At 39.1% G+C, this 13,895-nt stretch carries 10 protein-coding genes; 6 read left to right on the top strand and 4 right to left on the bottom strand.

What is annotated here, in order from left to right; genetic code table 11:
• The first annotated feature begins 47 nt into the window (after positions 1 to 47).
• Together H589_RS0115895 and H589_RS0115890 are read left to right on the top strand one after the other, a co-directional pair.
• On the top strand, positions 48 to 2,003 hold the full coding sequence (locus H589_RS0115895; protein WP_027722939.1) for a hybrid sensor histidine kinase/response regulator: 1,956 nt from the start codon (positions 48 to 50) through the stop codon (positions 2,001 to 2,003).
• A gap of 74 nt (positions 2,004 to 2,077) precedes the next feature.
• A complete protein-coding gene (locus tag H589_RS0115890; protein WP_027722938.1) occupies positions 2,078 to 3,172 on the top strand; it encodes an AI-2E family transporter in 1,095 nt (364 codons plus the stop codon).
• 76 nt (positions 3,173 to 3,248) lie between these two features.
• Here H589_RS0115890 and H589_RS0115885 read toward each other — a convergent pair whose 3' ends face one another.
• On the bottom strand, positions 3,249 to 4,880 hold the full coding sequence (locus H589_RS0115885; protein WP_027722937.1) for a bifunctional metallophosphatase/5'-nucleotidase: 1,632 nt from the start codon (positions 4,878 to 4,880) through the stop codon (positions 3,249 to 3,251).
• Positions 4,881 to 5,028: 148 nt separating this feature from the next.
• Here H589_RS0115885 and mltA point away from each other — a divergent pair, with 148 nt between their 5' ends.
• Positions 5,029 to 6,258 carry a murein transglycosylase A gene (gene mltA / locus H589_RS0115880; protein ID WP_027722936.1) on the top strand — a complete coding sequence of 410 codons (1,230 nt, stop codon included), beginning with the start codon at positions 5,029 to 5,031 and terminating at the stop codon, positions 6,256 to 6,258.
• On the top strand, positions 6,236 to 6,991 hold the full coding sequence (locus H589_RS0115875; protein ID WP_245577170.1) for an MBL fold metallo-hydrolase: 756 nt from the start codon (positions 6,236 to 6,238) through the stop codon (positions 6,989 to 6,991). Before mltA ends, H589_RS0115875 begins: the two co-directional genes overlap by 23 nt.
• A 108-nt stretch (positions 6,992 to 7,099) precedes the next feature.
• On the opposite strand, the gene H589_RS0115870 is transcribed toward H589_RS0115875, so the two are convergent.
• Positions 7,100 to 7,849, bottom strand: coding sequence for a pseudouridine synthase (locus H589_RS0115870; protein ID WP_027722934.1), 750 nt, complete (start codon positions 7,847 to 7,849; stop codon positions 7,100 to 7,102).
• A gap of 230 nt (positions 7,850 to 8,079) precedes the next feature.
• Positions 8,080 to 8,697 (bottom strand): sulfurtransferase-like selenium metabolism protein YedF, encoded by a 618-nt coding sequence (yedF, locus tag H589_RS0115865; RefSeq protein ID WP_027722933.1) that lies wholly within the window; start codon positions 8,695 to 8,697, stop codon positions 8,080 to 8,082.
• A gap of 211 nt (positions 8,698 to 8,908) precedes the next feature.
• Here yedF and H589_RS0115860 point away from each other — a divergent pair, with 211 nt between their 5' ends.
• The gene (locus H589_RS0115860; RefSeq protein ID WP_035076395.1) at positions 8,909 to 10,645 is read left to right on the top strand and encodes an ABC transporter ATP-binding protein; all 1,737 of its coding nucleotides are present in this window, start codon (positions 8,909 to 8,911) and stop codon (positions 10,643 to 10,645) included.
• 13 nt (positions 10,646 to 10,658) lie between these two features.
• Positions 10,659 to 11,294: a lysophospholipid acyltransferase family protein gene (locus tag H589_RS0115855; protein ID WP_027722931.1), complete on the top strand. Its 636-nt coding sequence runs from the start codon at positions 10,659 to 10,661 to the stop codon at positions 11,292 to 11,294.
• Between the two features lie 81 nt (positions 11,295 to 11,375).
• Here the strand turns inward: H589_RS0115855 and H589_RS0115850 are convergent, their stop codons facing one another.
• The gene (locus H589_RS0115850; RefSeq protein ID WP_027722930.1) at positions 11,376 to 13,814 is read right to left on the bottom strand and encodes a methyl-accepting chemotaxis protein; all 2,439 of its coding nucleotides are present in this window, start codon (positions 13,812 to 13,814) and stop codon (positions 11,376 to 11,378) included.
• Positions 13,815 to 13,895: the final 81 nt, after the last annotated feature.

The following is a 13,895-nucleotide window of genomic DNA, read 5'->3' as shown; positions in this document are numbered from 1 at the left end:
TATCATCGAAACATCAAATTTAATTTTATAGTAATGTGGAGTTGTTGATGGAAGGGAAGCGGATACTGGTCGTTGATGATGAGCTGATTGTAAATCTAGATATTCAAGCGACTCTCAGGCGTCTTGGCTATACGATAGTAGGTGATGCTGTATCCGGTGCTGAAGCCATTGAAAAAGCAGCTGAGTTAAAACCTGATCTGGTTCTCATGGATATTAAACTCCGTGGTAAAATGGACGGGGTTGAAGCTGCAAATTTTATTATCAAATCTTATGATATACCAGTCATATTTCTTACAGCCTACTCAGACGATCAGACTCTTAACAGAGCAAAATTATCCGGACCTTTCGGTTATCTTTTAAAGCCTTTTGAAGAGCGTGATTTGCGCTCTGCTATTGAAATCGCTCTATATAAACACGGTATGGAGCAGGAATTCAGGCAGGCTGTACATGATGCAGAAGCTGCTAACGAAGCGAAAAGTTCTTTTCTTGCAACTATAAGCCATGAACTTCGAACTCCTATGAACGGAATTCTGGGGCTTAGCGAAATATTGCTTGGTACCGAACTTAATACTGAACAACTGGAGTACGTTGAACTGATTAAAGGTTCAGCCAATTCATTGCTGCGTGTTTTAAATGACCTGCTTGACTATTCTAAAATTGAGCGCCGTATTCTTGAGTTAAGAGAAGGTCGTTTTAATGTACGTCAGATAATTGGTATGGTTATGAGTACTCATAACACGCTGGCTATAAAGAAAGGTTTACATCTTGAATGCTGTGTTCATCCAGATATTTCCAGTGAATTGCAGGGCGATTCCGGCAGACTTACGCAAGTTCTCAATAACCTGGTCAGTAATGCTATAAAATATACAGATGAGGGTGGAATTATAGTTGAGGTAATGCTGGATGATTTTGAATCTGATCCATACCCTGAAGGTTGTACCAGACTTCTTTTTATCGTCAGCGATACCGGTCTTGGTATTTCACGTGATAAAGCAGATTGTATTTTTGAAAGTTTCACACAGCTTGAAGATTATATGACCCGAAAGCATGGCGGGATAGGTCTTGGACTGACAATTTCTTATAGTCTTGTTAACATGCTTAAAGGGTCTATGTGGCTTGAAACAATTCCGGCAAATGGCAGTAGCTTTATGTTTACAGCCGTTTTCAAGCAGGTTCAGCGCGAGAATGCGGATGATAACGGTCTTCTTGTTCATGAGTGTCGGGTCTTTAAGAATATGAAACGGGTAATTCTTGCTGATGATAATATTATCACACGCAGGGTGGTTTCTGCTTTTCTGGAAAATGCAAATTGTGAACTTGAAATGGTAGAAAATGGTAGAGATGCTATTGATGCCATACAGGAAAGACCTTGTGATCTGGTTATTATGGATGTTCAGATGCCGGTGATGGACGGGCTTGAGGCAACTCGTTTGATCCGTTCCGGACATATTGAGAACATCGATCCATCTACTCCTATATTGGCTCTTACAGCGCATGCCATGAAAGGCGATAGGGAGCGGTGTCTTGAAGTGGGAATGAATGGGTATCTCTCAAAACCATTTAGTTCATCTAGCCTTATGGAGGCAATGGTGGCTGTTATGAAAGGGGATAACCGCAAGAATATAATTAAAGATAATCATGTTGAAGTCTTTGATGGGTCTTCTTGTCTGGACTTTCGTGGTACTATTGCCCGGATGGATGGCAATGATTCCCTTGTTCGTGATATTTATGTTCATTTTATTGAACTTGTTCCCAAGCATATTCGAGAAGTAGAGTCATATGCCAATAAATGTGATTTGAACGGGTTACATAATGAAATTATACTTTTAAGAGGGCTTGCTCTTGATGTTGGTGCGTATAAAATAAGTTCCCTGGCCGATGAGATAGAAAGATATCTAAAAAATGAAAATATCTCCAAAGTTGAAGTTTTAGTCTCAAGTTTAAGAAGTGAAGCGGATAATACATTAACAGCAATGGCTGATTATATTTTCAGATCATCCTGATTTTAATTGTGCCAGTGCTCATTATCTGAAAAAAATAACTCCAATTTATATCAACACGATTAACGGATCGGTATATGACTCCTCCAGATAATGAGATTATCAAGTCTCCAAAAATTTATACACTTTTTCTGGTTCTATTATTCATCGCAGCTGTTGCGTTAGGATATTCAGTTGCCAAGCCTTTTCTGAACACTATAATTTTTTCTATGGTGCTGACTGTCATTTTTTATCCTTTGACCAGTAAAATCAGCAACCGCTTAGGAAATCGCAGGGGTCTGGCAGCCTCTTTGACTGTTTGTATTATTGTTTTTGCTATAATTATTCCTGCGGTTGTTTTTTTCTTAGGACTTATCGGGCAGGGAATCCATTCTGTATCTGCCATTAATGATTGGATACGAAGCACTGATTTCTCTACATTGCTCAATACTGAGCATTACAATTCCTATATTAAGTGGTTTGAAGAGCATTTTCCGTTTATTGAGGTTAATTCCCGTGATATACAAACCAAAATTTTGGAAATATCTCGGACATTTGGACAGTCTATGCTTACATCTGGAACATGGCTTGCCGGAAACATGGCGAGTATGGTTGCTCATTTTTTTATTATGATTTTTCTTGTTTTTACTTTTCTTAAAGACGGTGATCATTTTTTTGCGAAAATAAGTGCTCTTTCGCCTCTAAAAGTTGAGCAGGAAGAATTTATAATTTCAAGTTTACGTAAAGTTTCTAAATCAGTTCTTTTCGGAAGTTTCTTTATTGCGGTATTACAGGGCATTGTTGGTGGAATAGGTTTGGCTATTGCAGGTATTCCTGCAATATTCTGGGGAACCATGATGGGCTTCACATCTCTGATTCCTGTTCTTGGAACTGGAATTATCTGGATACCGGCTATTATTTACTTACTTATAGTTGGTAAGATGAAACTGGCTGTTTTTCTTCTGCTATGGTGTGGTATTCTGGTTACTGGTATTGATACCGTGCTTCGTCCTATAATTGTGAGGGAGTCAGCAAGAGTTTCAACTGTATATGTTTTTTTGGCTATTTTGGGCGGGCTGAGTTCTTTCGGGCCTATCGGTATACTTTATGGCCCTCTTATTTTGAGCTTTTTAATGGTTATGCTGCATATATACGGACAAGAATTTAAAGATGTTTTGGAAGATAAAAAGTAAAGTGATCAATAAATTTTTTAGAAATCAGGCTTAAATAGATATTTAAGCCTGATTTTTTTTAGCGTATATAATGACGTTAGTTTTTGAAAAATGGCTGCCCGCTTTTTTGTAAAATAGAAGGACTCAAATCAATTTTTACAGTTTTCATGTCCATTAATCCAAATTTAATTACGTCCCGTACTTTAATAAATGTTTCAACTTTGCCTGCGACTTTGCCAAGCATCAAATAACCGTCACCGCCTTTGGCAAGGAAGGAGTTGGTGGTTATTGAATATTTATGTTCAGGTTTCAGTGGGTAAAAGGAACCATCCTTGCCCATTATTTCAATCTTTGAAATGCGGTTTCCTGGTCTCTTAATTCGTATTGCTTTCCCTATACTGTTAATTTCCAATTCCTGAGCAGTCCCATTTAAATCGAGCACATATCTAAGACCTGTTGTCTGTAAAAAAGTTCCTAAAGGATCTGGGAGCTTATGAACCGATCTTTCAAGTATTTGCTTAATCGTTGAACCTTTTACTTTTAAAATTGTGATTGTATTGCCGAAGGGAAACATGGTTGTTATATCTTTTCCGCTGATAGCCCCTTTAGCTATTATTTTATTGCCGCGTATCCCTCCACTATTTTGAAATGCAATGTCGGTTTTAAACTTGTCACGCATTATTGAACTTATTAGTTTTCCTACAGGGGCTTCCTGTGTACGTATAAAGCTTGCTCTGGAATCCAGAATTATCGGGGTTGTTGCAAGGGGCTTAGAGATTTCTGATTTTACTGCATGTGAGTTGATATATGTTTCTATTTTTTTATCAGCTTCAGTTTGGTCGGCAATTGGAATCATTGTCCATTCGTGTTTATCTATCATACCTTCGACTATTTTTAATTTTAGTACGCCGACAAATCGCCCATGGCTTCCGCATTGAACCATCAGTCCCGCGGTTTGAGAATCTCTGGCAATGACTTCCTGTCCCGGGAGAGTATCTACGTGGCTTTGTCCTCCGCATATGATGTCAATTTCTGGAACAGATTCGAGTATTTTTTTTTGGTCTTCAATACTTAGATGGCTAAGTAAAACGATGATATCAACCTTGCCGCTATGTTTCAATTTTATAGCTGCGTCACGAGCTGTCTTAATTAAATCAGGGGTTACAGAAATTCCAGTACCGGGATTTGATATCATATTTAATTGTGGCAGAATCATCCCCAGAAAGCCTACTTTCAGGAAATTTTTTTTAATAATCAGATCCTTCTTGATAAATTTATGGAGCCTGCTGCTTGGTGTTATTTCAAGATTGCTTACAACGGTAGGGAATTCTTTTATTTCAAGACATTTGACCAGAAATTTAGAGCCTCGGTCAAACTCATGATTACCAAGGGTAGAGACATCAAAGCCCATCATGTTCATTGTACCGAATACAGTTTTTCCCTGTTCGTTGGTCAGGGATTCTCCCATGAGATCATCGCCTGTTGCGACAGTAATTGTTTTGTTTGGAAATTTGTTTCTATATGATTTAAATACTGACTGAATTCTTGCAAATCCTCCGAAAGTCCGTACCATGCCTGCATTGCTTTTGTTATTTTCATCCTTGTCGGGCATTAATTGACCGTTAAGACCTGAAGTGGTCAAAAGTACCAGATCCCATCTGGAGGCAAAACTCTCGGTTGCTGATAGGAATATTGTGATCATGCTTAGTGCTATGATGAGGATGCGCATAGATAGTCTCTGCTGTTTTATGATTTGAGTAAAATATATTTCATTATGATAGCGGGCAATAATATAATACTATGTACTTTTTAATATGTCAGTTTTAAAAAAAATTCTACCCAGTAAGAATAATATATCATATTCGGAGCCTGTATAAATGTTATATAGAAATAGTACGTTAAGTAATTATTTTATTGTAATTTTGCTTTTTCTTTCTTTGTTTCTTTCCAGTTGTTCACTAATAAGTGATAGCCCTCAAATCAGTCCTGCAACCGGATATTATAAGATAGATTCTCCTGAGGTTCAGGGACTCATAAATCGTTTATATACTCAGGCTGGACCGGACTTTTCGTGGATGGATCTTGAAAAAGGCATCATGCACAACATTAAATATCTGTCTCGAAAATCAGAGAATGGGATTGCTGCAAAGTATGGAAAATTTGAAATTACATGGGATATGCTGCGGCGTACAAATGAAGACTTTCTAAATATCCTGCCAAAACTTGATACAGAACCTGAGCTGTTGGAAGAAAATTTCGTGTGGTATGCTTTGTCTCCCCGCACTTTATTGACTGGTTACTATGAACCTTATCTGGAGGCATCTTTAACCCCTGATCCTCGTTTTCCTTATCCGCTTTACAGTGTTCCTGCTGATTTAAAGAAGATTGATCTTGGGGATTTTCATCATCGCTGGAAAGGTCAGAAGTTACTTTTTCGTGTAGATGGTGACACTATTGTTCCCTATTATGATCGTGATGAGATTGATTTCAAAGGTGCGCTTCAGGGGCGCGGGCTTGAAGTTGCCTGGGTTAAGGATTTGGTCGATGTGTTTATTCTTCAGATTCAAGGATCAGGTCGGCTTATTTTGCCAGATGGTAGTGTAAAGCATATTCTCTATGCTGGTAAGAATGGGTTGAAATACGTTTCTTTAGGTAAAATCCTTATTCAGCGGGGACTTCTTCCTAAAGAAGGTATGAGTATGCAGAAGATTAGAGAATTTCTGTCACAGAATCCTCAGTTGGTGGAAGAGTTGTTAAGCACAAATCCAAGCTATGTTTTTTTCAGACTGGATGATGACGGTCCTTTCGGTTCAATGGCTGCTCCGCTTACTCCTATGGCAAGTATTGCCACCGATACAAAAGTTCTGCCAAGTGGCGCTCTGGCTATGCTTACAACCCGTCTGCCTGTTGCTGATGCTGACACAAAAGAACCTATGGCCAAGATTGTAATGGCACAGGATCGTGGTGGAGCAATTAAAGGGACCCGTGTTGACCTTTTTTGCGGCTCAGGACCTGATGCTGAGTTCCTTGCCGGACATTTGAATTCATGGTCACATATATATTTTCCGGTAAGCAGAAAATATCTTGAAGAAAAACAGGCTCAATAAATTTATGAGAGTCTGTATTACTCATATTTTTCATAATTGTTTTGTTCTTGATGCCGGGAATACCTGTTATGTCTTTGATATTCCCGCAGAAAGATTCAGGCCGACAAAAGCTGTTGAGGCTTTACAGAAGACAATTGCCGGACGCAATGTAATTGCGTTTTTCAGCCATAGTCATTTAGATCATTTTGCGCCTGATTATGCAGAACTTTGCAGCAGTGCCAAATCGCTTAATGCAATAATATCTGACGATATTGAAGAAATGTATCCGAATATAAAAAGCAGCAATTCTTTCATTGTTGAACCTGATACGGTGTACAAATATGCTGGCCTTCAAATCGAAACTCTTATGTCCAACGATCTTGGTGTTGCTTTTTTGTTCACGACTGAAGAGGGGCTGAAAGTATACAATGGCGGCGATTTAGCTAGCTGGGACTGGAATACGGCGAGCAGTGCTGAGCGTAATTTTACCCGTAATTTCTTTAGAGAAGCTGTCAGTGTGATAGCTTCGAAGAATGTGCATATTACGTTTTCAAATGTTGACAGACGTCTTGATAATCTTGCAGGAGGCCCGGAGTTTGTCCAAACGGTTAACCCGCAGGTTTTTGTACCGGCCCATGCATTAGGCAGAACAAAGTGGCTTGAAGGTATTCATGAAAAATTAGGAATATCTACAGATAAATGTTTTACCTATAGACGGGCAGGGGATAATTCATATTTTGACGTTGATATTTGATTCAAGCATCATGATTTTTTCCGTTTTCACAGAAAATAAAATGGTTCAATTATAGAGCTGAATATAAAAAGAGGGAGACTTTGACTGGTGGTCAGGTCTCCCTTTTTATTACATTTTAAGATCTTTTTTCAGAGTAGTTAATTCTTTGTCTGTCAGTTCACGCCATTTTCCTGGTTTTAAATCGCCCAGTTCAATTCTTCCCTGTTTAACTCTTTTGAGTCTCAGAATTGTTTTTTTGAATTCTTTAAACATTCTTCTTATCTGGCGGTTAAGTCCCTGATGCAGAATCATTTCATATTTTGCAGTCTCTCCTATTACCGAAATATTTTTTATTTCAACAGGAGCAAGAAGTTCTCCTTCTTCAAGGAACATACCGGTATGCATTATAGACATTTCGCGCTCAGAAAGTTTTCCTCTGATGGTAACATGATAGACTTTAGGAAGGTGCCATTTGGGATGGGTCATGCGGTTGCACAGTTCTCCATCTGTTGTGAGCATAAGTAATCCCTCAGAATAGAAATCAAGTCTACCTACTGGAAAAACGCGTTTTTTTACAATTTCAGGAGGAAGTAAATCAAGAACAGTCTTGCGGCCTTGGGGATCTTTTGCTGTTGTTACCGTTTCAATGGTTTTATGCAGCAATATATATGTTTCATTGGATTCTAAATCGTTTTCAATAAGCTTGCCGCTTACTTCAACCTGATCGGTTTCAGGATCAACTTGAATGCCGGGCGAGTCGGCAACTTCGCCGTTGATTTTAACTTTTCCCTGCTGCACAAGTTCATCAGCTCCGCGCCTTGATGCTAATCCGGCCGCGGCAATAAATTTATTTAATCTTATACTTTTTCTTTCAGTCATTTTCACTCATAGTAGTTAGTTGAGGGTGTCTCACTTTTAATCATTTTTTTTAACTTTTAATAATCATTATAATTACTTATTTATGCTGCACTAAGAATAAGCCTACCAAATGTAGGCTTTACTGAACGATATCAGACGTAAAATGATCATAACTTTTTAAAAGCTAAAGTCTGGAAAGGAGAAACTTTATCAAAAGTTTTCCCTTCCCAGACATTGGAGACATTATCTAACTAAGCTTTAATTACTTTGCTGGCAAGTTGGAGTGATGTAACAACATCGAGCATATTTGTTGTCTCGCCGACTTGTTTTTTACTAAGCATATTAAAATGGTCAAGACATGTTCCGCAAACGAGGATCGATACTCCGTTTGCTTTAAGTTCTTTTAGTTTTTCAAGGCAGATATGGTTTTCAGTCGCGAGTTTAACTGCGCTGTTGACCATCACTATTCGCCAAAGCGTTTCGCCCAGCTCAGGCAGGGTGGCTATAAAATTAAACATAAGTTTTGCGCCCAGTTCATCATCGCCAGAACCTATAAATTCGTTGTTAAGGAAGACTAGAGTTTTGCTGCTTATTTTAGAGAGTTCTTCATCGGTCATGATAGAACACTCTTCGCATTCGACAGGATATTCAGAGTTGTTTTTTTCTCCTATTATTGTAAATAGGGCATCGCTTTGCTCAACAGTGACAGTGTAACCTTTTGTTGCGATAAAGCGGGAGACGTTTTCTTTTGCGGCTTCATTGTCAACAATTGCTTCAATTCGTTCAGGGTTATCTGATTCAATGGCATTTTTGCACTTAATAACCGGCTGTGGACAGGGGAGACCTTGGCATTCTAATTTAACTGACATTTTGTTATGTCCTCCTGAAATTATTTGAACCATATGGAGATATAGCGGTCAAATTGATAAAACTTATCTTTTTATGGGTAAACGATTAAAAAATTAAATCGCAAAAAAACGGTACTTGCGATGAAAGCAAATGCCAAGTAAGGAAATATCGCAATCGGCATTTAGTCATAAAAAGGAGTATATCTTGCCCAAAGGCGAAAAATATAGCTACATGAAAAACAAGCAGCTTGTTAAAAGGTGTTTGTCGTATTTTCTTCCGTATAAATTCAAGGTTATTATTGCTTTTGTTTCTATGGGAGTTGTTGCCGCAGCTACAGCGGCTACAGCTTATCTGATTCAGCCGGCAATGGATGATATCTTTATCAATAAAGATCGCCAAGCATTGATGATAGTGCCTATTGCCTTTGTCGCTGTCATGCTCATTAAGGGTGTATTCAGATTTTTGCAGTCTTACTTGATGAATACAACTGGACTTTTAGTTCTGGAAAGACTTAGAAATGATCTTTTTGAAAAGATCATCTGCCTACCTATGAACTTTTTTGAAGAAAGTCAGGTCGGTATGCTCATGTCCAGAATTCTGAATGATGTTACTGAAATCAGGCAAAGTCTACCTTCGTTTATCATGATGATTCGCGAGGTGGTTACCATTATCGGTCTGATCGGGCTTGTTTTTTATCGTGATCCATACCTTGCTTTTTTTGCTGTTCTGGTTTTGCCGCTGGCAATCTTTCCTTTCTTTTATTTCGGTAGAAAACTTCGCAAGCTGGGACGTAAAAATCAGGTTAAAATTTCTGACATTAATGCCCAGCTTCAAGAAGCTTTCAGCGGTGTTAAAGTTATTAAAGCTTTTTCCAATGAAAAGGTTGAAGCTGGAAAATTTGAAGACGAGAATCGTCGTCTGGTATATATTGCTATCAAGCAGGTTTTACACAGCGAACTATCTTCCAGAATCATGGAAATTGTAGGAGCTCTCGGTATCGGCCTTGTACTTTGGTACGGGGGTATGCAGGTCATTGAAGGGAAATCTACACCGGGAACATTCTTTTCTTTTATTGCAGCTTTGATAATGCTGTATGAGCCTATCAAGAAAATTAACACATCCAACCTTACTATTCAGCGTGCTTTTGCCGGAGCTGAAAGAGTTTTTGAGATTTTAGACTCCCCTGATATCACAGTTGAAACAGGAGGGGATGTTTCTTTAGATGAATCGTTCAAGAGGCTTGAGATCAAGAATCTTACTTTTAAATATCCTTCTTCGGAACATCCAGTTCTTGATAATATTAATCTTGATGTTGTGACGGGGCAGAAAATTGCCATTGTAGGTCCAAGCGGATCTGGTAAGACTACTCTGGTAAACCTTATTCCACGTTTTTATGAGTGCCAGAAGGGTGAAATTAAAATCAATGATAAGCCTGTTGATGAGTATTCTCTCAAGTCACTGCGGTTAAATATAGGAATGGTTTCGCAGGATACTTTTCTTTTTAACGCAAGTGTCCGTGATAATATTTCATATGTCAGCCAGAATGCTCCTTTAGAGGAAGTCATAGACGCTGCACAGACAGCATTTGCTCATGAATTTATTGAGTCTCTTCCTGAAGGTTATGATACTCTCGTTGGAGAAAGAGGTGTCAGACTTTCCGGCGGACAGAAGCAGAGACTTACAATTGCACGGGCATTGCTTAAGAATCCGCCATTGTTGATTCTTGATGAAGCAACCAGTGCTCTTGATACTGAAGCTGAACGCATTGTGCAGCTGGCCTTAGAGAATCTTATGAAAGACAGAACCAGCATTGTTATCGCTCATAGACTTTCAACAGTTCTTTCTGCGGACGTGATCGTGGTCATGGAAAGTGGTAAAATTGTTGCCAAGGGCACACATAAAGAATTGCTTGAAACTTCTCCATTATACTTGAAGCTTTACAATATGCAGTTCCAAGATAACCATTAGTATAGTAAACAAGATGAAGATTGATCCTGTAAAATTATCACCTGCTATTGCTTCTTTATTTCGCTGGTGGGTGCGGTCTATACCTTTTGAAGTTGAAGGCTATGATAATTTTATCCGTGCAATGGATAGCAAAAGGCCTGTCATGCTTGCGCTATGGCATAATGAACTGTTCAGCTTGATCGGGTTTGGATATAGAAAAAGACTTTCACTTGTAACCATGGCCAGCGACAGTAAAGATGGGCAGGTTATCACTGAGGTTCTTGAGCGTATCGGGTATGAAGTAGCTCGAGGATCATCAACGCGTGGTGGTCTTAAAGCTATGCTGGATATTGCGAGGATTATGCGTGAACATGGGAAGGTCGGGGCTATAACAATTGATGGTCCTAAGGGACCTCGTCATAAGATTAAACCCGGAATTCTGGCTATAGCGCAAAAGAATGGCGCATGCATCATTCCTGCCCGTGCTTATCCTTCAAATCCAATCGTGTTCAATAAATCATGGGATAAATTTGAGCTGCCAAAACCTTTCCGTCCGTGCAAGGTCTACCTGGGAGATCCTTTTGATATTACAGATCAAAAGCTTAAAGGTGATATTCTGGAAAGTGAAACTCTTCGTCTTGAGGGAATTATGAATAAATTAGGTAAATAATTTATTTACTTTTTTAAGAAATCAAAAACCGCCCTGTTCTTTTTTGAGCAGGGCGGTTTTTGTTTGTTCCTTTTAAGCTGGTTATATTCCAGCGGCAGTGCTGAGTCTTTCAATCAGTTTTTCCAGTTCCTGAGCTGTTCTGGATAGGCTGGTAATTGATTTTGCTGACTCCCTCATATCCATTCTGGTATCACTGGCCAGCATTTTCAGGTCTTCTACGCTCTTGTGAATTTGGCTGTGTGCTTCTGATTGCTGGTCAGTTGCCTGTGCAATTCTTTGAATTTCAGTTGCTGTGTTGTCAGACATACCGGAAATTTTCTTGAAAGCATCAACCGATTTGCCGACCAGTGTACTGGCGTGTTGTACAGCTTCAACTGTCATATCTGTGTTCTCAATATTTGAGCTGGCAGATTTTTGAATATTTTTGATTGCTATCTCAACTTCCTTTGTTGATTGTACTGTCTTTTCAGCAAGTTTGCGTACTTCATCAGCTACAACCGCAAATCCTCGGCCTTTTTCGCCTGCACGGGCTGCTTCAATCGCTGCATTGAGGGCTAGCAGGTTTGTCTGGTCGGCAATATCATTGATAACGCCGATGATGCCTCCTATTGAGACACTTTGTTCACCAAGGGTATGCATATTCTCTTTTACAATATCTGAAAGGGATTGCAGTTGGTTGATTGCCACACTTGTCTCAGTCATGGTTACCAGACCATCCTCAGCTTGCAGCTGAGTGTTCTGGGCTTGTGTTGCGGCATTCTCAGCATTCTCTGCTGAGTTTAGAAGAGTCTGGTTCATTTCAGTGATTGCCTGCGAGGAATATTCAATACGATCAAATTGTTTATCTGTATTGGATGAAACCTGATCGACCTGCGTTTCTATCTCAGAAGCTCCTTTAGTCAGGTAGCTTGATATTATTTTGGCCTTTTCAGTTATCTCAATCATGACTTTATGCTGTTCATTTATCTGATCTTCTTTTGTTTTCATGTCACTCAGATCGACTATAATTGCAAAACCTCCGATTAATTCATTATCTAGATCATAGAGCGGGGCTGCATCAATACGTACATCACGGTAGTTATTTTTTTTTGTGGTCCATCTTCTTTCTATATTTACAACTGGCTCTTTGTTTTCAAGGCATCTGGAAATAATACCTTTTTCACCTATAGGAGCCTGTAAAAGTTCTTTTACAGGGCGGCCTACCCAGTTCTGGCACGATCTGCCGCTTTCAAGCAGGTCACAAAGAGGCTGATTCAGATATGTGATGTTTTTGTCTGTATCAGATATCAGGCAGGGTACAGTCATACCGTCGAGCATTCCTTGAGAAAACCCCAGTTTGTTTTTCAGCTCGGCAACCATCAGCTGAATTCCGTCAGCCAGTTTTTTAATTTCACTTTTATACTTACCTTCAAGACTGCTTTTAAAGTCTCCTGCAGTGATTGAGGTTACAAATTTTTCAATGTTTTTTAAGGGAGTTATTAAGGCTTTATTTAGAAAGAATATTGTTGAGAGAATTACGATTAATGCTGTCACGAGAGAGATTATCAAGGCTGTGGTTTTCAATTTTGCAACTGCTGCAAAGGCTTCATCCTTATTGATTTCGGAGATAAGAACCCATGTTGATGTGCCAATTTTGATCGGAGAATAAGCCATTAAGCGATTAATTTTATCGTTATTTTTTATAATGGCTGATCCTGATTTTCCGCTAAGACCTGCCTTAACTGCTTCAGATTTTATTTCACCTTTTGCTGGATATGCGAAAGATGATTTAACTGTATGGTATCGCGGGTCAAGTTCAGAATCAGAACGCATATGAAAGTCTGGTCCTACAAGGTAGGATTCGCCGGTTTCTCCCATGCCTGAGCGTAATGTCATTATTGAGTTGATTTCATTAAGGGGAATGCGAAGTGCGACTACACCCTGGATATCTCCTGCGTGTGAATGGACCGGAGCCGCAATAAAGGCTACAGGAGTTCCATCCATAGGAGCATATGGTTCGAAGTCTGCAAAAACAATCTTGCCCTTTACAGCTTCTCGAAAAGCATGGGCCAGATTTGAATTCTTATATTGTCCATTTTTTAGATCTGCGCCAAGATCGTTTTCTTTTTTAAGTGTAAAAAGAACACGTCCGTAATCATTTATTAGAATTGCGTCATCATATCCAAGATTTTTTACAAAAGGTATAAAGGGGGGAGATACATAATGATGCGCTTCGAGGTATTCAGCAGATGCAACATCAAGAGGTTTACCTGAAATTTCATTTTCAAGACTATATTCGCCAAGGACTCCTACTGCATTATATACTTCTTTTACATTGGAAAAGAGTTCTATTTCTTGAAACCATTTAGATACGAGATCATCAACATTCTTCTTTTTTGAGTCACGGACAGATTCAAGTTGTCCGAAGGCCTGTTCTGATAAGGCTTTTGAGGCCATTCCTACACTAAGTACACCAACGACAATTAGCGGGATAAGTCCTATAGCTACACAGAAAGTGATCATTTTTAATTTAAGCGACATGCCGATTTTCCTCCTCAGCGTTTGCTGAAGCATACTTATGGTCAGTGCTGTTATGGACAAGTGTCATAGATGTTACAGTAT

It is taken from the genome of Maridesulfovibrio zosterae DSM 11974 (assembly GCF_000425265.1).
Taxonomy (GTDB): Bacteria; Desulfobacterota; Desulfovibrionia; order Desulfovibrionales; family Desulfovibrionaceae; genus Maridesulfovibrio; species Maridesulfovibrio zosterae.
This window is presented reverse-complemented; position numbering and strand designations above follow the sequence as displayed.